The organism is Roseovarius nanhaiticus (assembly GCF_900156535.1).
Classification (GTDB): Bacteria; Pseudomonadota; Alphaproteobacteria; order Rhodobacterales; family Rhodobacteraceae; genus Roseovarius; species Roseovarius nanhaiticus.
Window position 1 is genome coordinate 1,103,463 of sequence record NZ_FTNV01000001.1, and the last position, 18,688, is coordinate 1,122,150.

Genomic DNA, 18,688 nt, shown 5'->3' on the forward strand with positions numbered 1-18,688 from the left:
CAGCGCCCCGATTTTCGCAGAGCCGCGCGAAAATTATCAGCGGACGATATCGCTATCCTCGACGAACATGTTGGCCCAGGCGCGGTCGATCAGCTCGGGGGTCATCTGGTAGGGGATGCCTTCGAATTCGCAGATCGAGATCATCTGGTCGATCAGGAAGACCGGCTGATAGTTGGCATAGACGTTGTCGATCTCGGGATACTTCTTCTTAAGCAGGTGAACCAGCGCAGGCTCGTTCAGGGGGATCTGCTTTTTCCGCGCGACCATGGCAAAGATCTTGAGGAAGTCGGCCTGATTGGGGCCGTCGATCTTGATCTTGTAGAAGATCCGGCGCAGCGCGGCTTGGTCGAAGATCTTGTTCGGGTGGAAGTTGGTCGAAAAGATCGCGAGCGTATCAAAGGGCACCTCGAACTTCTCGCCCGATTGCAGCGCGAGGATATCCTTCGATTCCTCCAGCGGAACGATCCAGCGGTTGACCAGGTTCTGCGGCGGCTCGGCCTGACGGCCAAGGTCGTCGACGATGAAGATCCCACCGGTCGATTTCAGCTGAAGCGACGCCTGATAGGTGCGCGCGGTCGGGTTATAGACCAGATCCAGCATGTCCAGCGTCAGCTCGCCCCCGGTGATCACCGTGGGCCGCTCGCAGCGGATATAGCGCGCATCGAAGGTGCGGCGGCGGCGCAGCGAATTGGGATCGTCCGTTTCGGCCTCGGCCTTGGAATGCACGATGGGATCATAGACGGTAATGACCTGGCCCGCATATTCGATGGCGAGCGGCACGTAGATCTTGTCGCCCATCGCGTCGCGGATGCCGTTGGAAATACTGGATTTACCGTTGCCCGGCGGGCCGTACATCAGGATCGAGCGGCCCGCGCTGACAGCGGGGCCAAGCTGATCCAGAAGGGTGGGCGGCAGGACCAGGTGGCCCATGGCGCCGGTCAGCTGTTGCCGCGTGATCTGGATATTGCGGATCGACTGGCGCTTGACCTGTTCGGCGTAGACGGCCAGCGGAACAGGCATGGGGCCAAAATACTCGGATTGCGCCAGCGCATCCAGCGCGCGCGCCTTGCCCGCATCGGTCAGCTGATAGCCCATCTCGCTGCCGGCGGTCGCGCTCATCGTGCCCGTCGCCTCGATCAGGCGCTGCTCGCGCGCGAGATCGACAAGTTCCTGCGTGACGGTGCGGGGCAGGCAGATGGCAGTGGCGATTTCGGTGACCTGATCCACGTTCTTGCGAAAGATCGTTTTCAGCAGGATGTCCCGCATCATCACCACGCTCAGGCGCATGTCCTCCAGCGTGACAGGCGGCGGTGGGGGCTGCACGCCCGTCTGCGGTGTGGTTTGCATGTTCATCTGCGGCGGCCCTCACATATCGCGATCCTGATGGTCGGAATGTGACCGCCAATCTTGGGCAAAATATGGCCGCCTCTGGGCGCCTTGGCGTCAGGCGCCGTTCAGCGCACCTTGCAGCAGGTAGATCCCCAGCGCGCCGCCCAGAGACAGGCCCATCGGGTATTTGCCTTCGCGGGTCCAGCTGGTCCATTCGGGCGCAAGACGGCGCAGCGGGCTATGCTTGGCCGCGCGGTGGATGACGAAGCCGAAGAAGGCGGTGGCGGCAAGGATCAGCAGGATCAGCTTGAGATCGCCAATGGCGATGAAAGGCGCGGCTGCGGCGGCAAATTTGGCATCCCCCGCTCCCAGCGCGCCGATGGCATTCAGCGCGATGCCCGCGATCAGCACCACGACCAGATGGATCCAGCGCCAGGCATAGATATCGAGCGGCAGGACGATCAGGCCGACCACAGCATAAACCGCTACGAGGGTCATCACCGCGTTGTTGGTGATCTTCATATCGCGCAGGTCTGTGTAGGCGACCCAGAAACAGATCGGCAGCACGAAGGGCAGGAACCACGTCGCGGCATAAGATGTGATGAACATGGGTCCAGCTCCTCGCGCAATCTGGCCGGCTGGGCCTTAGTTGCTCACATTGGCTTCCATCGCGCCGAGGCTGCGCGCGGCGGCCTCAAAATGCTGTGGATGCGTTTCGATCGCGTCGCGGAGCAGGCCTTTGCCCGTCTCGACATCGCCCTGCTTGATGGCGGAAAGGCCCAAGGTATAGAGCAGCTGCGCGCGCTCGGTCTGACTGACCGGCATGACAGGCAGCGCGTAATTGCGCTGCGCACCACGTGCCAGAACAAGATTGTTCTTGGCAGTAAAGAGCGAGGCATCCTGCCGGATCGCATCCGAGAAGAGGCGCTCGGCGTCGGCATAGTCGCCGCGGCTCAGCTTGGAATAGCCCCAGTTGTTCATCACGCTCGCGGGCTGCGTTGTTAGGCCCACGGCAATCTCGTAAAAGCTGTCGGCCTTCTTCCAGTCCTTGTTGCTGTCGGCCACCATCGCCTCGAGCCGGTAGCGCTTGTAGGTCTCGTAAGTGGGCGGAATAGCGTTCAGCACGGCCTCGGCGCGGTCCCATTCGTTGTTGCGGATCAGCGCGTCGGCGAAGTCAACGCTGTCCTCCTGCGTGGCGTCCTTGTGATCGACCACCTTCTTCCAGGCGGCGACGCCTTCGGTGCCACGGCTGGCGCGCACCAGACTTTTGGCGAGGCCACGCTGGAGATCCAGCCGCTCTGGCTTTTCGCCCACGCTACGTTGGAAATAGGCAACCGCCTCGGCGGGATCGGAGGAGTTCAGCATCACATCGTTGAGATTGCTCTCGTCGATCACATTGACGCCCTGAAAGGCGCGATCGACATCCTCGGTTTTGGATTGCCCGCAGCCGGACAGGGCAACTGCCCCTGCCGCGCAGAGCGTCATCAGGATAGGGTGGCGCATTTTTGCGTCCTTTTACTGCCGTGCCTCGACTTGGTGTCTTCGCGCCTTGCAGCCGTGCCTGTCAGGGAATGGATCTGATCAGGTAGTCGCTGCTGCCGCGCCGCACCAATTTATAGTCTTGCTCTTCCGCTTCAGCATAGACAGAATTTTCCTGTTTTGCGAGTGCCAAGCGCAAATTGTCACGAATTGAGTCACTTTCGCCATTATCCAGCGCGTAGGCCCGGCGAAACATCTGCTCGGCCTCGGCAATTTCGCCTTGCTCCATCAAGGTCACGCCCAGATTGTTCCACGCCTCGGGCGAGCTTTCGTCCTTGGCGACGGCGTCGCGCAAGAGCTGTTCGGCCTGTCCCACGCGGCCAAGGCCCAGATAGGCGCTACCGAGGCCCAGAAGGATCTCGGAAGTCAGCCCATCCTCCAGCGCGGCGCGGCTGAACGCCTTGATCGCCAATTCATGCTCGCCCGCGCTGATCAGGCGATGGCCCACCAGCGCGGCATCGACGGAGGCGCCCGTTTGGGCGACGCCGGGGGCGAAGGGGCTGTCACTCTCGGGCTTCGAGCAGGCGGCAAGCGCGCCGAAAACCACGATCAAGGCCAATGTGGCACGCGTCAAAGTCATGAAGTGAGGCCCAGCCCCCGAAGTTTACTGCGCGGCGGCCGTCAGTTCCATGATACCCACGATGGACGGCCCCACCAGAATGATGAGCAATGGGGGCACTGTAAGCATCATGGTGGCCAATGTCATCTTCGTCGGCAGCTTGTTTGCCTTTTCTTCGGCGCGCATCACACGCTTGTCGCGCATCTCGCCCGCATAGACGCGCAGGGCGTCCGCGATCGAGGTGCCGAAGGTCTGGGACTGGACCAGAACTGTCACGAAGCTCGAGATATCCTGGACGCCGCAGCGCTCGGCCATCTCGTTGAGAACGCCCGCCTTGTCGCGGCCCGCCTTGATCTGCTGACTGACGATCAGATATTCCTCGGCGATCGCCGGAAAGGAAGCCTCGATCTCGTTTGCGACGCGAATGATGGACTGGTCCAGAGACTGGCCCGCCTCGACGCAGACCAGCATCATGTCCAGACTGTCGGGAAAGCCGTCGGTGATTTCTTCCTGGCGCTGCTGCTGGCGCTTGGTCACCCAGTATTTGGGCGCCATATAGCCCAATGCGCCGGGGCCAAGCGTGTACATGATAATCTGCGTCGTGGTGGTTTCCGCGCCTGACTTGAACAGGACGTAGTAAATCACGCCCAGGATCAGGCCGCCGACCCCGAGGGCGAACTGCGCAAAGTGGAAATAGCGCACCGCGTCGCGGTCGCGGTAGCCCGCCTGCATCAGCTTCTTGCGCATTTCGCTCAGCTGTTTTTCGTCCTGCGGCTCGAGGAAACCGGCGTATTTGTCCAGCTTCTCGTTTTTGGAGCCGCGCAGGCGCTGTGCCTGGCTGTTGCCGGCGGCGAGGTTCTTCTGGTCGCGCTTGAGCTTGTCCAGCGGATCCTCGGGCCGGTTCATGAAGAGGATCAGCGTCAGCGCGATCAAGACGACGCCCAGCGTGCCGACGGCGATGATCGGGCCGAAAGGGCCGAGCGCGCCGGTCAGGATATCGTTGAGAAAGTCCATGGAGTGATCCTTTTCAGACTTTGATATTCACGAGGGCGCGCATGACGAAAAGGTTGACCGTCAGGAATACGCCCACGACGAGGCACGCTGGAATAAAGGCAGGGTGATCAAGCACCCCATCGTAGTAATTGGGATCGAGCAGCTGGATGCCGACGAGGGCCAGAAGCGGGAAGCCCGACAGAAACTTGCCCGACCATTGCGCCTCGGCGGTGATCGCCTTGACCCGGCGAAAGAGGCGGAACCGCGCGCGGATCACCTTGGCCAGGCCCGCGAGGATCTCGGCCAGGTTACCGCCCGATTGCTGCTGGATCGACACGGCCACGGCGAGGAAGCGCAGATCCTGCATGTCGAGCCGCGCTGACATATCTTTCAGCGCCTCGCCGATATCGCGGCCATAGGCGGCCTCATCCGCAATCATCCCGAATTCCGTGGCAAGCGGATCGCCCACCTCGCTAGCGACGATGGAAATGGCCGAGGTAAAGGGATGCCCCACCTTGAGCGAGCGCACCATCAGCTCGATCGCGTCGGGCAACTGCTCTTCCAGCAGATCCATCCGCTTTTTGGCCTTCATGGAAATCCACATGAAGATGCCGCCGACACCCATGGCCACAGCCACGGCGATGCGCACGGGCAGCGATGTGGCGGTGCCGATGGTCAGGCCCAGAAACGCCAGGAACGACACCAGCACCATCAGCATCATCAGCTGCTTGGGCGAGAACGCGATCGCCGCTTTTTGCGCTTTGGTCGCGAGGATCGAGTAAAGCGGGAAGCCGCGCCCGCGCAGATGCTGCTGCATCTCCTTGCGCAGCTTCTCCATCACCTCGTCGCGGCGTCCGCCCTTGTCCAGCATTTCGAGGCGGCGGTTGACGCGATTGTTAAGGCTGATCGATTTGCCGAAAACGGTCAGATAGATGCCTTCGACCAGCACGAGAACGCCGAGAAAGATCAGACCGTAGATAATTGGCTCTGCACTGATGGACATGATGCTTACTCCGGCTTCACGGGTTCATAGATCGAGGCGGGCAGATCATAGCCCCAGAGGCGGAACCGCTCGGAGAAGTTCGAGCGCACGCCGGTCGCGGTGAAGTGGCCGATGATCTTGTTCTCGGGCGTCAGGCCGACGCGCTGGAAGCGGAACACCTCCTGCATCGAAATCACTTCGCCCTCCATGCCCGTCACCTCGGTGATCGAGGTCATGCGGCGGCTGCCGTCCTGCAGTCGGCTGGCCTGCACGATCAGATGCACGGCGGAGGCGATCTGGCTGCGCACGGCCTTCAGCGGCATTTCGATGCCGGCCATCGCCACCATGTTTTCCAGACGCGATATACCGTCGCGGGGGTTGTTGGCGTGGATCGTCGTCATCGAGCCGTCATGGCCGGTGTTCATGGCCTGCAGCATGTCGATGACTTCCTCGCCGCGCGTCTCGCCAACGATGATACGGTCGGGGCGCATCCGCAGCGCGTTTTTCAGGCAGTCGCGGGGGGAGACCTCGCCCTTGCCTTCGACGTTGGGTGGGCGCGATTCCATGCGGCCGACATGGATCTGTTGCAGCTGAAGTTCCGCCGTATCCTCGATCGTCAGGATCCGCTCGGCATTGTCGATGAACGAGCTGAGGGCGTTCAGCGTCGTCGTCTTGCCCGAGCCGGTACCGCCCGAGACGATCACGTTGAGACGGCATGCGACGGCAGCTTGCAGATAGGCGGCCATTTCTTCGGAGAAGGCGCCGAAATTCACCAGGTCGTCGATGCCCAGCTTGTCCTTCTTGAACTTACGAATCGAGACGAGGCTGCCGTCCACTGCAACCGGCGGCACCATCGCGTTGAAACGCGAGCCATCGGCAAGACGGGCGTCGACATAAGGGTTCGACTCGTCGACGCGCCGGCCCACGGCGCTGACGATCTTGTCGATGATACGCAGCAGATGCTTTTCGTCCTTGAAGGTGACGTCGCTCAGTTCCAGCTTGCCCGCGCGTTCGATAAAGATCTGCTGCGGGCCGTTCACCAGGATGTCGTTGACCGTGTCGTCCTTGAGCAGCGTTTCCAGCGGGCCGAGGCCGCGCACCTCGTCATAAAGCTCCTGCGTCAGCGTCATGCGGTCTTCGCGGTTCAGGACGATGCTGCGTTCTTCCAGCACTTCGGCGGTAATGGCGCCAATCTCTTCGCGCAGGTCCTGCTCGGTCGCGCTTTCGAGTGCGCCAAGGTTCAGATTGTCCAGAAGGGCGCGGTGCATGTCCAGCTTGATCTCGCTCAGACGCTCCTTGCGCTTGCGCTCGCGGTCCTGGGGCGCCAGATCGGCCTTTGCCGGCGCAGAGGGGCGGCGCAGGCTGGCGGCATTCGGTGCGGTCGCGCGTTTGCTGTGATCAGGCTCCGCATTGGCCGCGGCGGCGGGGGCCGGGGCGGCTGCGGGCTTGACCGGGGTGGCCTGTCCTGGCGCTGGCTTTTTATAACGTGAAAACATCGGATCGTTACCTTTCTGGAGGGCGCTCAGGCGGCCTCTACGTCACTTTTGCCCAGCGCGTGGATGGACCCCGCCAGCTTGGCGATCTCCTTGCGCAGCGGATTTTTGGGGGCCGAATTGGCCAATGGCAGGCCGTGGTCCGCGCCCTGGCTGACGGCCTTGCCGCCATCTGGCAGGTGCAGCTCGATCGAGATTTCGAGGCTTTCGGCCATCCGCTTGACCCGGCTCTTGCCGCTCATGTCGGTGAATTTCGGCGCGCGGTTCATGCAGTAGCGCAAACGCTCCAGCGGCAGGTCTTCGGCCTTGAGCGCGCGTTTCAGGCGCAGCGTATTCTGCGCCGAGCGCATGTCCATCTCGAGCGTCACGAAATAGAGCTGCGCGGTGCAGAGCACCGTTTCCGTCCACTGAACCAGCGTGCCGGGCATGTCGACGATGACATAGTCGAAATGTTTGCGTGCCTGATCCAGAACGCGGGTCACGTCCTCGGGGCTGATGATATCCAGCGGCAGCATTTCGGGCGGGGCGGTCAGCACCCACAGGCGGTCCTGATAGCTGACCAGCGCCTGCTTGAAGATATCCTCGTCCATGTTCTCGGTATCCGACCACATCTCGAAGACCGGCTCGCGGCGCGGCAGATCGAGGAAGGTCGAGACTGACCCGAATTGCAGGCCCAGATCCAGAACGCACACGCGCGGCGGCTTGTCCTTGGAGGCGGTCGCCAGCTCCCACGCCAGATTGACCGCCAGCGTCGTGGCGCCTGTGCCGCCGGCCAGGCCGTGCACGCCAATCACGACACCGTCACCGCCATTGGTGCGCGGCGCCGGACCTTCGGGCGCGGGCGTCTCGGCGGGCTTGCGCAGCCGCTCTATCGCGGCCGCAAGCTCGCCCTCGGGGAGGGGGTATGGCACGAATTCGTCCGCGCCCTGCCGCAACAGGCTGTGCAGCGCGGCGGGGCTGACGTCGTCGGCGATCAAAATCACCTTGATTTTCAGCTGCCCGGCCAGCGTGATGATATCGCCGATGGTGGCCAGGTCGGCCTCGTCATCCTCGTCAATGGCGATGGCGATGAATTCCAGCGTTTGCGCGTCGAGCTGGCCCATGAAGGCGAGCGCCTCGGGGAATCCCAGATCGCCCCATGCCTCGCCGACGGCCGATTCCATATCTTCGATCAACAGATCGAAATTGGTCACGTCACGGCTGATGGTGCACGCGACAAGCGGGCTGGGCTCAGGTTGATTGGTCGCACTGCTCATGGCGTCATCGTCCTATCTTGCGTGTCTTGCGGGCAGGCCGCCTCTTGGGGCGGGCGTCCTTGCCTGGCGCGGCACGATTATCCGAATCCCGGCTGCGCAGAACGCACCTTGCCGGTTTTTCCTCATGGCAAACTCGCTGAAAATCTGGGCAACAATAGGGCCGCATTATCGTAATTGTGCGTCGAGCGTGGCCGTAATTGTGGATCCGCGACGCGTGATAATGGCCAAAAAAAACCCGCCGGCGGTGCGGCGGGTTTGAGATGTCCCGGCAAGCCGGGCAGGGAGAAACCTATCGCCCGAAGGCTATTCTGATCCGACCGTGCTGCCCGTGGGTGCCATCACGATGGTCGAGGCAGGCGCCGCGCTGGTAATCGTTTCGCGATAGACGACTTCGGCATATTTGCCATCCATGATGATGGGGTGCGACTTCACGAAACCCGACACTTCGGTCACGGTGCGCCGGTTGCGACGCTCGCGGCCTTGGGTCACGATCAGCGGCTGCGCCTCGCCGAAGGATACGACCGCTTCCAGACGCGCGCGGCTGATGCCATGGCTGGTCAGATAATCGACGACGGCGCGGGCACGGCGCAGGCCCAAATTCTTGTTGTAAGCGCTTGATCCGACGAGGTCGGCGTGACCGTAGACCTTGAACCGCACTTCGGGAAACTGGCGGATCCATGCGGCCTGCTCGCTCAGGGTGTCGCGGGCGCCGGCGTCCAGCACATCCGAGTTGAAGGCGAAATTGACTGTCGTCAGGACTTCGTTCGCAAACCGGTTGGACAGATCATAGACGTAGCTGCGTTCACCGGTCATCACTTGGGTGTTTTGCATTACGGCGTTGCCGAAATTGCCCCCATCGACCAGCGCGCCCGCCTCGCCGAAATAGGACCGGTGCATCACCGGATCGCTGTTGGCGCAGCCCGTCAAGGCCAGGACCGGAAGGAGTGTAAGCGCTTTTCTCATGTTCCTGCTGCTCCCATCAATCCATTACATAGCCATAAGAGCCGCTGAAATCCTGATTGGCCACTTCACCGGCGCCGCCGGTGGTGGGGCGTGCATCGCGGGCAACGCGCCCGTTCAGGAACAGATCCGCCTCGGAGGGCAGTCTGACACGGTCCGTCGGAAGGGCCAGCGCCTCGCCGCGCGTGGGCGTCACCAAGTGCGCGGTGACGATGATCACCAGCTCGGTCTGCGACCGCTCGTAATCCGCGCTGCGGAAAAGCGCGCCGAGCACGGGCACGTCGCCCAGCCAAGGCACCTGGCCACTATTGTCCCGGAAATCGTCCTGCAAAAGGCCCGCAATCGCAAAGCTTTCGCCGTCGCGCAATGCGACAGTGGTCGATGTATCGCGGCGGCGGAAGCCGCTGATCGTCAGGGTTCCGTTGGTAAAGCCGTTGGTCGGGTCCAACGAGGAAACGGCCGCTGCCATTTCCAGATTGATGATGTTGTCATCCAGAACGCGGGGCACGAAATTGAGCTCTACGCCGAAAGGCTTGAACTCGACGGTGATCGCGCCGTCCTCTTGGCTGACCGGAATGGGGTATTCGCCGCCGGCAAGGAATTTCGCCTCCTGGCCCGAAAGGGCGGTCAGGTTCGGCTCGGCCAGGGTTCGTACGACGCCCTTGGTTTCCAAAGCCTGTAGCAAGATGCCAATCTGCGCCGATCCGGCGTTGATGCCGAAGAAGGCGGCACCGTTATTGGTGCCGAGATTGGTCGACGTGCCTGGTGCGACGCCGCTGGGCGCCACGTTGGAAGCGATGCCGTTCGTCGCGACACCCGCGCCCAAGCCGCCGGTCGAGAGGCCGTCAATGGCCAGCGATGTCGACAGGCTCTTGGCGACGCTGCGCTGCATTTCGGCAAACCGGACTTTCAGCATGACTTGCTGCTTGCCGGACACGCTCATCAGGTTCGACACGCGCTCGGGGGCATAACGCTCGGCCAGGTCCAGAGCGCGCTGCATGCGCGGCGTGCTGCTGACCGTGCCTGACATGACCAAACCGTCATTGGCGGTGCGCACCTCGATCTGCTCATTTGGCAGGATCTGCCGCAGGCGTTCCTTGAATTCCGAAATGTCGGCGCTGACCTGTACCTCGACATTGGCGATCAGGCGCCCGTTTTCGTCCAGAAGGGTCAGCGTCGTGCGGCCAGGCGATTTGCCCAGCACATAGATCGTGCGGTCAGACAGCGTCGAGAAATCGGCGATCGCCGGGTTCGCGATACTCAGCTCGGCAAAAGGAACGTCGCTTTCGACGACAACCGCGCTGTTCATCGGTACACTCAAATTGCGCCCGGTGCCCTTGCGCACGACCTGCAGGTTTTCTGCATGAACGGGCACTGGCGCACTGGCCACTGAGGCGGTCAACCCGATCAGGGCCGCCGCAACTAAATTCGTCATTTTCATGTGACCTGCCTTCCGATCACGCCTCTGTTTTATGGGTCTTGGTGCCCACGATTGTCGTCACTGTGCGTCAGTTTTTTCTTTTTATCAAGAATCAATGACACTTAGCCGGAAGTTGTAGGCTTTACGGCCACAGCCCGGATCAAACAAATCGGGGCGCCCCGGCAAGGGCGCCCCAAATCATGCGTGTCTTTTTAGGCACTTGGCCTTCAATTGGTGCAGGGGATCGGAGTCTCGATCACCTCGGCGCCGCGGCGGGTGCGTACTGTGCAAATCTCGGCGCGGGGGGCCTCGGCCTCGACGGGGGCGGCCGAAAGACCCAAGAGTTGGCGCTGATCGACCTCGATCCGCTCGGCCACGATATCATCCTGTGTGCCAACCAGGCTGAGCGTAAGGCGCCCGGTTGCCTGAGCCTGCGCCAGAGCGGCGACCTGCTCGGGGCGGACAACGACTGTGACGGTGCGGGCGATGCTGGCTTCGGCCATGTCCGAGTTGGCGGATTGGTCGACGGCGATCAGCTGAACTCCCGTTTCGATCAACTTGGTCACGTCGCCTTCGCTGTCGCCTTCGGTGCGCATGTTGCCCCGGCCGATATTGCCGGTCCAATAGACATCGACGCGATCACCTGGCCGCAGGAAGCCCGACACACCGGATGTGCTGTCGACCTTGATGGCAAATGCGCGCATGCCGCGGCCCAGCTTGGACGAGATACCGGCATCCTGGCCCGGCGCGGTCACCTTGACGGCAAGGATCGCCTCACCCTTTTCCATGGCGCGCAAGGCCGTGCGGGGCTCTTCATCGCCCTTCGGAAACAGGTCTTCCTCGGCGCTAAAGGTGCCCTCCGGCAGGGATGCTTGGGGGAAAGCGACGGATTTCACGTCCTTCATCAAGATCCGCTCACCGTATTCCAGGGTGCGGGTCGCGACGTAGATATCGACGGTCTTGATCGGATCGGGGCGCGATTTGCGCTCCTGTTCGAGGGCCGTCTGGTAATTTTGAATATAGCTCTTGGCCATGTAGACGGCAAAACCCGCGAGCGCCACTCCGAGAATCAACACTAGTCCAAAAATGAGGCGCATGGCATTTCCTTTCGATCATTTCGCAGGTGCTGCGCCCGCGTCAACGCGGGGGAGCCTGCCGTTTGGACCATTATGGTCCGCCGGCATGTCATGAACGAGGCCACCTTGCGGCAAGACTGCGGCGCAGGGCTGGGCCCGGTTTATTCGGCTTCTACGCCGGCAACTTTTGTGGCGGTGACGCCAGTGTCGATATCGGCTGTCAGGCTGTCCACGCCATCGCGCGCCGCGGCGACGGCGATGACGCCAAGGCCGACGATGGCTGCGGTCAGAACAACCCAGTCAACGGTGATTGCGCCGCTCTCGTCGTCGAGCCAGGATTGGATGAAATTCAACATAATATGCTCGCTCTCTGTGTTCTTAAATCATTGAGAGATGCATCGGGTGCGCGAGCGATGGTCTGCGGGCGACGCCACGACTAAACCCCGAAGGGTGGAAGAGCCGCAAATCGATGACCTGCGGCTCTTCGATATCAGGTGGTCAGCTCAAGGCAAATCCGGCGGGATTAATTAGCCACACCCTCGACGGAAGTCGCTTCCACGCCCTGTTCAATTTTGCTGGCCAATGTCGAGACCGAGCCCTTGACAGTTGCCACACCGGCGACGCCCAGGCCCACGACAGCTGCGGTCAGAACGACCCAGTCAACGGTCACGGCGCCATCTTCGTCTGCACGGAAAGTCTTGATGAAATTGATCATGTGTTGTCCCTCCAAAGGATCATAAGTTCAGTCAGGTTTCTAACCGGTTTGCTGTCTGGGGCCGCCTCTCTCTGTTGGCCCCTAGCGCCTCGGATGAGTAGTTTTTGCCGGTCAATGAAGGCGCAAATTGGGCGCGATTGGTTCGATTTTGGCGCGCGGTGTTTTTAAAGATGCGGTTAATGTTAAGACTTTGTTTTTATTTGTGAAAATAATCTAAAAAATCTGGTGCGATTGCTCGATCGCCTGCCCGCACGGGACGAAAACAAGCCATTTGTGCAAGTTATCTGGCGCCGGAGGCGATTATTTGCGATGATTTGTGCAAAAGACCGACGCAGATCGACAGCACAAACAGGCAGATCATACACGTGCACCATATCCTTGCCCCTCTCGCGGCGGCGCTGCTGCTATGGCCTGCCGCGCCCGCCGTGGCGGATCCGGCCCCGTTTCCCGAGTTTACCTTCAAGATGGGTAAGCCGCCGGCCAAGGGGGCGTCCAAGCGCATCGACGTTCAGATCAAGCCGGGCGATCAACCCGCCCCGGCCCGCAGCACTCCGCGAGTGGATGACGGCGAGACAGCCGCCGCCGCACCCAAGACGCCAGCGCGCACGGCCAGTTACGGCTGGTTCTGGGAAAAGGTCCCGCCAGGATATGCCGATGCCGGCACGATCCGTTTTGACGAGGCCCTGCGCGTGCTGGCCAAACCGCCCGAGGGGCTGCCCAGCCCGCGCTACCGTTTGCAGGATCTGCAGGAGATTGCCATTGCGCAGGGGCAGAACATCCTGATGGCGACGATTGGCACGGAGGTGTCGCCGGCATTGGTCCTTGCCGTGATCGCGGTGGAATCGGGCGGCCGCCGCACGGCGGTCAGTGAAAAGGGCGCGCAGGGCCTGATGCAGCTTATTCCCGATACCGCCGCGCGCTTTGGCGTCACTGACAGCCTGTCCGAAGCCGAGAATATCCGCGGTGGTGTCGCGTATCTGGACTGGCTGCTGCGCGAGTTCGAGGGCGATCCCATTCTGGCGCTGGCCGGCTACAACGCGGGCGAGAATGCCGTGAAGGCGAATGAGGGCGTGCCGCCCTATGCCGAGACGCGTGATTACGTCCCCAAGGTGCTGGCCGCCTATGATCTCGCACGTGGGCTTTGCAAGACCCGGCCGGAGTTCATTTCGGACGGATGTGCGCTGAACATGGCGATGGCGAATTGACGGCGGCCAACTGAAAAGGGCGGCGCCGGATGGCACCGCCCTCTATGTTCAGCGCCAAGAAAATTCGAATTTTCTTGGCAAGACCCCGCAAGGAGACTTGGGGTTAAACGATGGTCGCCTCGGTCGCGGCGCGGATCTCGTCCTCGGTGACGCCGTCAGCGCATTCGACGATCTTCAGACCGCCTTCAACCACGTCGAGCACGCCCAGATTGGTGATGATCCGGTCGACAACGCCGGTTCCGGTAAGCGGCAGGCTGCATTCCTTGAGCAGCTTGCTGTCGCCATGCTTGCTGGTGTGGTCCATCACGACGATGACCTTGCCCACGCCCGCGACCAGATCCATCGCGCCACCCATGCCCTTGACCAGCTTGCCGGGAATCATCCAGTTCGCCAAATCGCCATTCTCGGCCACTTCCATCGCACCGAGGATTGCCGCGGCGATCTTGCCGCCCCGGATCATGCCAAAGCTGGTCGCGCTATCGAAATAGGCGGTGCGGTTCAGCTCGGTGATGGTCTGCTTGCCGGCGTTGATCAGGTCCGGGTCTTCCTCGCCCTCATAGGGGAAGGCGCCCATGCCCAGCATGCCGTTCTCGGATTGCAGGGTGATTTCCTTGTCGCCGACATAGTTCGCCACCAGCGTCGGGATACCGATGCCGAGGTTCACATACATGCCGTCTTCCAGCTCCTGCGCGGCGCGCTCGGCCATTTGGTTGCGGTCCCAGGGCATCAGGCTTCCTCCCTCTTGCGTGTCGTGCGCTGCTCGATGCGTTTCTCGTGCTCACCTTGGATCAGGCGGTGCACGTAGATGCCGGGCAGGTGAATGTGATCGGGGTCAAGGCTGCCGCGCGGGACGATCTCTTCGACCTCGGCGACGCAGACCTTGCCGCACATCGCGGCGGGCGGGTTGAAGTTGCGCGCAGTCTTGCGGAAAATCAGGTTGCCCGTATCGTCGGCCTTCCACGCCTTGACGATCGAAAGATCCGCCACGATCCCGCGCTCGAGAATATAGGTCTCGCCGTCGAAATCCTTGTGCTCCTTGCCCTCGGCGACCTGCGTGCCGACGCCGGTCTTGGTGTAGAAGCCCGGAATGCCCGCACCGCCGGCGCGCATGCGCTCGGCCAAAGTGCCTTGGGGGTTGAACTCGATCTCAAGCTCGCCCGCCAGATACTGGCGCATGAATTCGGCATTCTCGCCCACATAAGAGCTCATCATCTTCTTGACCTGTTTGGTCTGCAGAAGGATGCCAATGCCGAAGTCATCCACACCCGCATTGTTGCTGGCAAAGGTCAGATCCTTGGCGCCATGCTCTTTGATGGCCTGCAGCAGCAGTTCGGGAATACCGCAAAGGCCGAAACCGCCGGCTGCGATGGTGATGCCATCTCGCAGCAAACCCTCCAGCGCCTCGGTTGCATTTCCATACACTTTTTTCATGAAGATCCCCTCTCAAGCACGGTTCCTGCGGTTGTGCGCAGCCTAGGTGCCAGAGTCAATGCCAGCCCCGCGTGATGGTTCCGGATATGGGGGTATCAGCCGATACTACGGCCGCCCGAAACGTACGGGCGACCGTGAAAGCGCGAGGCTCAGATAACGCGAACTTGCATGCCAATAGGCGTGATCGCAAACAGCTCTTCGATCTTTTGGTTGTAAAGACCGATGCAGCCCGAGGACGAACGGCGCCCGATCTTGCGCGTGTCATGCGTGCCGTGGATCAGGTAGGCGGGCCATGTCAGATACATCGCATGCGTGCCCAGCGGGTTGTCGGGGCCCGGCGGCATGTAATCGGGCAGGGACGGGTCGCGCGCCTTCATGTTGGCGGTCGGGGTCCAGTCGGGGCCGACCTTCTTGCGCACGATCTTGGTATAGCCGGTACGCGTCAACTCATCCGTCATCGGAACGGAGGAGGGGTAGACGCGATAATCGGTGGCGTCCGAATTCCAGTAATGCAGCGCGCGCGAGCCTGTATCGCAGACGATTGCGCCGCTGCCCAGCGTGTCGAAATGATCCTGCCAGTTCTGCGTGACAAAGCTGGACGCATTTCGCCGCGTGCCCTCGAGATTTTGCGCTTTCACTATGCTGGGCGCGGCCAGACCGCCAAGAGCGGCAGCGCCCCCGATCAATGCCGCGCGGCGGCTGAGACCTGACTGTTTCATGGCACGGTGTCCTTTCGAATAGTATTGGGCGGCATTCCGCCCCCAAGCCTCGTATATGGGCATTCTTTGGCGCGTGGCCAATAACAAAGCCGTGCGCAGCGGCAAAAATGCGCCGCCGCTGTTCTATACGACCTGCATTCGGTGCCCCGGCGGCCGGGTCAGTCGGTCCCGGTTTTTTTCGCGGCAGTCTTCTTGGCGGGCGCCTTTTTGGCAGCGGTTTTTTTGGTGGCGGCCTTTTTGGGCGCGGCGGCCTTCTTGGCCGGCGCCTTCTTGCCCTTGCCCGATTTTGCCGCCTTGGCCGCGATCAGATCAACAGCCATTGCGACGGTCACGTCCTCGGGCTCTGTGCCCTTGGGGATGGTCGCGTTGACCTTCTCCCATTTAACGTAAGGGCCATAGCGCCCTTCCATGACGGACATCGCGCCGCCGCTTTCGGGATGCTCGCCCAGCTCCTTCAGCGGTTTGGCTGCCGTGCGCCCGCGTCCGCCGGGATTGGCGCGCTTTTCGGCCAAAAGCTCGACGGCGCGGTTCATGCCCAGCTCGAACACATCCGCCGGATCCTTGAGGTTGGCGTAGATCCCCTTGGCATCCTCGGGGCCCTTGTGGAAGACATAGGGGCCGAAGCGACCGAAATTGGTGCTGATCATACCGCCCTCGGGATGCTCGCCGATCTCGCGGGGCAGGCTGAGCAGGGTCAGCGCCTTTTCCAGATCCATCGCATCCGGCGTCCAGCCCTTGGGCAGGGACGCGCGCGGCGGTTTCTTGTTCTCTTCGGTCGCCTCGCCGCGCTGGACATACGGTCCGAAGCGGCCCGAGCGCAGGGAAATCTCGTCGCCGTTATCCTCGCCCAGCACCCGGTCACCCGCTTCGGCGGCATCACCGCCGATAGGGCGGGTGTAGCGGCACTCGGGATAGCGCCCGCAGCCGACGAAGCCGCCGGACTTTGACGTCTTGAGGTGCAGCTTGCCTTCGCCGCAAAGCGGGCAGGTGCGCGGATCGGTGCCATCCTCGCGCGGCGGGTAGAGCGTGGGCGCCAGCGCGTCGTCCAGCACGTCCAGCACCTCCGAGATCCGCAGCTCGGAGGTCTCGGATATCGCAGCCGAGAAATCGCGCCAGAAGCGGGTCAGAATGTCCTTCCAATCTGCTTCCCCGGCGCTGACATGGTCCAGCTCCTCCTCCAGATCGGCGGTAAATTCGTAGCCGACATATTGGCGAAAGAAGTTCAGCAGAAAGATCGTGACGATGCGGCCCTTATCCTCGGGGATCAGGCGGTTGCCATCCTTGCGCACATATTCGCGGTCCTGGATCGTCGTGACGATGCTGGCATAGGTCGAAGGGCGGCCAATCCCAAGCTCTTCCATCCGCTTGACCAGCGTCGCCTCGGTATAGCGGGGCGGCGGCTGGGTATGCGATTGCAGGCCCAGAACAGCGGCATTCTCGGCGAGGATCGCGGCATCATGGCGGGCCATGCCTTTGGCGCTATCCTCGACAAGGCTATCGGATTTGTCGGCCTTGGCGAATTGATCGCGCAGACCCGACTTGCCGAAGGAGGCCTTGTCGCCCTCCGCAATCTGCGGGAGGCGCGCGCCGTCCTCATCCCCCTCGACATCGTCGCGGCCTTCCTCGTAGACGCGCAGGAAGCCGTCGAAGAGGACGACCTGGCCCGTCGCGCGCAAGCCGACCTGCCCGTCATCCGAGCCGATCTCGACCGTCGTGCGCTCCAGCCGGGCGCCCGCCATCTGGCAGGCCAGCGTGCGTTTCCAGATCAGATCGTAAAGGCGCGCCTGATCGCGGTCGCTGATCTTCAGCGCGGCGGCGTCCTTGGACATTTCGGTAGGGCGGATGCATTCATGCGCCTCTTGCGCGTTCTTGGCCTTGTTCTTGTAGATGCGCGGCTCTTTCGGCACGTAATCCTTGCCATAGCGGTCCGCGATGGCATCACGCGCAGCGGTCACGGCCTCGGGCGCCATGTCGATCCCGTCGGTCCGCATATAGGTGATGTACCCCGCCTCATAGAGGCGCTGCGCCGCGCTCATCGTCTGGCGCGCGCCCATGCCGAACTTTCGGCTGGCCTCCTGCTGGAGTGTCGAGGTCATGAAGGGCGCGCTGGGGTTGCGGCTGGCCGGTTTTGCTTCGACCGATGTCACTTTCAACGCACGAGACGACACCGCCTGCACCGCCATTTCGGCCTGTGTCGCATTTTCCAGATCGAACTTGTCCAGTTTCGATCCCGCAAGCGTGGTCAGCCGCGCCTCATATTCCTGTCCGCGCGGCGTGGCGAGCAGCGCTTTGACCGACCAGTATTCGCGAGGGTTGAACGCCTCGATCTCCATCTCGCGCTCGACAATGAGGCGCAGACATACCGATTGCACACGGCCCGCCGATTTGGCGCCCGGCAACTTGCGCCACAAAACGGGGCTGAGGTTGAAGCCGACGAGGTAATCCAGTGCGCGGCGCGCCAGATATGCCTCGACCAGTGGCGCATCGACCTGCCGGGGGTTGGCCATCGCCTCGGTGACGGCAGTCTTTGTGATCGCGTTGAAGACGACGCGGCTGACGGGTGTGTCCTTCTTGATGGCCTTTCGCTTGCGCAGCGCCTCCTCCAGATGCCAACTGATCGCCTCGCCCTCGCGATCAGGGTCGGTTGCGAGGATCAGCGCGTTGTCGTCTGCCAGCGCATCGGCGATCGCCTTGACGTGCTTGCGGCTGTCGGCGCCCACTTCCCATTTCATGTCGAATCCGTTGTCGGGATCGACCGAGCCGTCCTTTGGAGGCAAGTCGCGCACATGGCCGTAGGACGCCAGAACGGTGTATCCTGGGCCAAGATACTTGTTGATGGTCTTGGCCTTGGCGGGGGATTCGACGACGACGACGGGCATGGACTTCCTCTTCAGTCTTTCGTCTCGCCCCCAGCCTTGAATGGGCGGGCATGGGCGACACGTGGCGTATCTTGCAGGCGCGGGCCGAGCCGGTAATCTGGTTGCGAATCCCGTGACCTCCGGCATGGACCG

General features: G+C 62.0%; 18 protein-coding genes. 1 reads left to right on the plus strand and 17 read right to left on the minus strand.

Annotation, left to right across the window (positions count from 1 at the left end; genetic code table 11):
• Window positions 1–36: 36 nt before the first annotated feature.
• The 13 genes from BW975_RS05285 to BW975_RS05345 all read right to left on the minus strand — a co-directional run bounded on the left by BW975_RS05285 (window position 37) and on the right by BW975_RS05345 (window position 12,322).
• Window positions 37–1,353, minus strand: coding sequence for an ATPase (locus BW975_RS05285; RefSeq protein ID WP_076531619.1), 1,317 nt, complete (start codon window positions 1,351–1,353; stop codon window positions 37–39).
• Window positions 1,354–1,443: 90 nt separating this feature from the next.
• Complete coding sequence (locus BW975_RS05290; RefSeq protein WP_076531621.1) at window positions 1,444–1,938, minus strand: prepilin peptidase; 495 nt, start codon at window positions 1,936–1,938, stop codon at window positions 1,444–1,446.
• A gap of 36 nt (window positions 1,939–1,974) precedes the next feature.
• Entirely contained in the window at window positions 1,975–2,832 is an 858-nt protein-coding gene (locus tag BW975_RS05295; protein WP_076531623.1) for a tetratricopeptide repeat protein, read from the minus strand.
• A 61-nt stretch (window positions 2,833–2,893) separates the two neighbouring features.
• Window positions 2,894–3,448: a tetratricopeptide repeat protein gene (locus BW975_RS05300; RefSeq protein ID WP_076531625.1), complete on the minus strand. Its 555-nt coding sequence runs from the start codon at window positions 3,446–3,448 to the stop codon at window positions 2,894–2,896.
• 24 nt (window positions 3,449–3,472) lie between these two features.
• Complete coding sequence (locus BW975_RS05305; protein ID WP_076531627.1) at window positions 3,473–4,441, minus strand: type II secretion system F family protein; 969 nt, start codon at window positions 4,439–4,441, stop codon at window positions 3,473–3,475.
• A 13-nt stretch (window positions 4,442–4,454) separates the two neighbouring features.
• Window positions 4,455–5,423 (minus strand): type II secretion system F family protein, encoded by a 969-nt coding sequence (locus BW975_RS05310; RefSeq protein WP_076531629.1) that lies wholly within the window; start codon window positions 5,421–5,423, stop codon window positions 4,455–4,457.
• Between the two features lie 5 nt (window positions 5,424–5,428).
• Window positions 5,429–6,898 (minus strand): CpaF family protein, encoded by a 1,470-nt coding sequence (locus BW975_RS05315; RefSeq protein WP_076531631.1) that lies wholly within the window; start codon window positions 6,896–6,898, stop codon window positions 5,429–5,431.
• Between the two features lie 26 nt (window positions 6,899–6,924).
• A complete protein-coding gene (locus tag BW975_RS05320; protein WP_076531633.1) occupies window positions 6,925–8,151 on the minus strand; it encodes a CpaE/TadZ family protein in 1,227 nt (408 codons plus the stop codon).
• 303 nt (window positions 8,152–8,454) lie between these two features.
• Window positions 8,455–9,114, minus strand: coding sequence for an OmpA family protein (locus tag BW975_RS05325; RefSeq protein WP_076531635.1), 660 nt, complete (start codon window positions 9,112–9,114; stop codon window positions 8,455–8,457).
• A gap of 16 nt (window positions 9,115–9,130) precedes the next feature.
• On the minus strand, window positions 9,131–10,552 hold the full coding sequence (locus BW975_RS05330) for a type II and III secretion system protein family protein (RefSeq protein ID WP_076531637.1): 1,422 nt from the start codon (window positions 10,550–10,552) through the stop codon (window positions 9,131–9,133).
• A 206-nt stretch (window positions 10,553–10,758) separates the two neighbouring features.
• Window positions 10,759–11,628: a Flp pilus assembly protein CpaB gene (gene cpaB / locus BW975_RS05335; RefSeq protein ID WP_076531639.1), complete on the minus strand. Its 870-nt coding sequence runs from the start codon at window positions 11,626–11,628 to the stop codon at window positions 10,759–10,761.
• A gap of 140 nt (window positions 11,629–11,768) precedes the next feature.
• Complete coding sequence (locus BW975_RS05340; RefSeq protein ID WP_076531641.1) at window positions 11,769–11,963, minus strand: hypothetical protein; 195 nt, start codon at window positions 11,961–11,963, stop codon at window positions 11,769–11,771.
• Window positions 11,964–12,130: 167 nt separating this feature from the next.
• Window positions 12,131–12,322 carry a Flp family type IVb pilin gene (locus BW975_RS05345; RefSeq protein WP_076531643.1) on the minus strand — a complete coding sequence of 64 codons (192 nt, stop codon included), beginning with the start codon at window positions 12,320–12,322 and terminating at the stop codon, window positions 12,131–12,133.
• A 374-nt stretch (window positions 12,323–12,696) separates the two neighbouring features.
• Here BW975_RS05345 and BW975_RS05350 point away from each other — a divergent pair, with 374 nt between their 5' ends.
• Window positions 12,697–13,527: a lytic transglycosylase domain-containing protein gene (locus BW975_RS05350; protein WP_076533412.1), complete on the plus strand. Its 831-nt coding sequence runs from the start codon at window positions 12,697–12,699 to the stop codon at window positions 13,525–13,527.
• A 103-nt stretch (window positions 13,528–13,630) separates the two neighbouring features.
• On the opposite strand, the gene BW975_RS05355 is transcribed toward BW975_RS05350, so the two are convergent.
• From BW975_RS05355 to topA, 4 genes are all read right to left on the minus strand, one after another.
• The gene (locus BW975_RS05355; protein ID WP_076531645.1) at window positions 13,631–14,254 is read right to left on the minus strand and encodes a 3-oxoacid CoA-transferase subunit B; all 624 of its coding nucleotides are present in this window, start codon (window positions 14,252–14,254) and stop codon (window positions 13,631–13,633) included.
• The gene (locus BW975_RS05360; protein ID WP_076531648.1) at window positions 14,254–14,958 is read right to left on the minus strand and encodes a CoA transferase subunit A; all 705 of its coding nucleotides are present in this window, start codon (window positions 14,956–14,958) and stop codon (window positions 14,254–14,256) included. The genes BW975_RS05355 and BW975_RS05360 overlap by 1 nt, the downstream gene beginning before the upstream one ends.
• Before the next feature lie 149 nt (window positions 14,959–15,107).
• Window positions 15,108–15,677 carry a L,D-transpeptidase gene (locus BW975_RS05365; protein ID WP_076531649.1) on the minus strand — a complete coding sequence of 190 codons (570 nt, stop codon included), beginning with the start codon at window positions 15,675–15,677 and terminating at the stop codon, window positions 15,108–15,110.
• A 158-nt stretch (window positions 15,678–15,835) separates the two neighbouring features.
• Window positions 15,836–18,556, minus strand: a complete 2,721-nt coding sequence (gene topA / locus BW975_RS05370; RefSeq protein WP_076531651.1) for a type I DNA topoisomerase — start codon at window positions 18,554–18,556, stop codon at window positions 15,836–15,838.
• Window positions 18,557–18,688 lie beyond the last annotated feature (132 nt).

Bases quoted from the DNA above. Each gene is read 5' to 3' on its own strand.
- BW975_RS05285 (WP_076531619.1), bottom strand. From the start codon at position 1,353: ATGAACATGCAAACCACACCGCAGACGGGCGTGCAGCCCCCACCGCCG.
- BW975_RS05290 (WP_076531621.1), bottom strand. From the start codon at position 1,938: ATGTTCATCACATCTTATGCCGCGACGTGGTTCCTGCCCTTCGTGCTG.
- BW975_RS05295 (WP_076531623.1), bottom strand. From the start codon at position 2,832: ATGCGCCACCCTATCCTGATGACGCTCTGCGCGGCAGGGGCAGTTGCC.
- BW975_RS05300 (WP_076531625.1), bottom strand. From the start codon at position 3,448: ATGACTTTGACGCGTGCCACATTGGCCTTGATCGTGGTTTTCGGCGCG.
- BW975_RS05305 (WP_076531627.1), bottom strand. From the start codon at position 4,441: ATGGACTTTCTCAACGATATCCTGACCGGCGCGCTCGGCCCTTTCGGC.
- BW975_RS05310 (WP_076531629.1), bottom strand. From the start codon at position 5,423: ATGTCCATCAGTGCAGAGCCAATTATCTACGGTCTGATCTTTCTCGGC.
- BW975_RS05315 (WP_076531631.1), bottom strand. From the start codon at position 6,898: ATGTTTTCACGTTATAAAAAGCCAGCGCCAGGACAGGCCACCCCGGTC.
- BW975_RS05320 (WP_076531633.1), bottom strand. From the start codon at position 8,151: ATGAGCAGTGCGACCAATCAACCTGAGCCCAGCCCGCTTGTCGCGTGC.
- BW975_RS05325 (WP_076531635.1), bottom strand. From the start codon at position 9,114: ATGAGAAAAGCGCTTACACTCCTTCCGGTCCTGGCCTTGACGGGCTGC.
- BW975_RS05330 (WP_076531637.1), bottom strand. From the start codon at position 10,552: ATGAAAATGACGAATTTAGTTGCGGCGGCCCTGATCGGGTTGACCGCC.
- cpaB (WP_076531639.1), bottom strand. From the start codon at position 11,628: ATGCGCCTCATTTTTGGACTAGTGTTGATTCTCGGAGTGGCGCTCGCG.
- BW975_RS05340 (WP_076531641.1), bottom strand. From the start codon at position 11,963: ATGTTGAATTTCATCCAATCCTGGCTCGACGACGAGAGCGGCGCAATC.
- BW975_RS05345 (WP_076531643.1), bottom strand. From the start codon at position 12,322: ATGATCAATTTCATCAAGACTTTCCGTGCAGACGAAGATGGCGCCGTG.
- BW975_RS05355 (WP_076531645.1), bottom strand. From the start codon at position 14,254: ATGCCCTGGGACCGCAACCAAATGGCCGAGCGCGCCGCGCAGGAGCTG.
- BW975_RS05360 (WP_076531648.1), bottom strand. From the start codon at position 14,958: ATGAAAAAAGTGTATGGAAATGCAACCGAGGCGCTGGAGGGTTTGCTG.
- BW975_RS05365 (WP_076531649.1), bottom strand. From the start codon at position 15,677: ATGAAACAGTCAGGTCTCAGCCGCCGCGCGGCATTGATCGGGGGCGCT.
- topA (WP_076531651.1), bottom strand. From the start codon at position 18,556: ATGCCCGTCGTCGTCGTCGAATCCCCCGCCAAGGCCAAGACCATCAAC.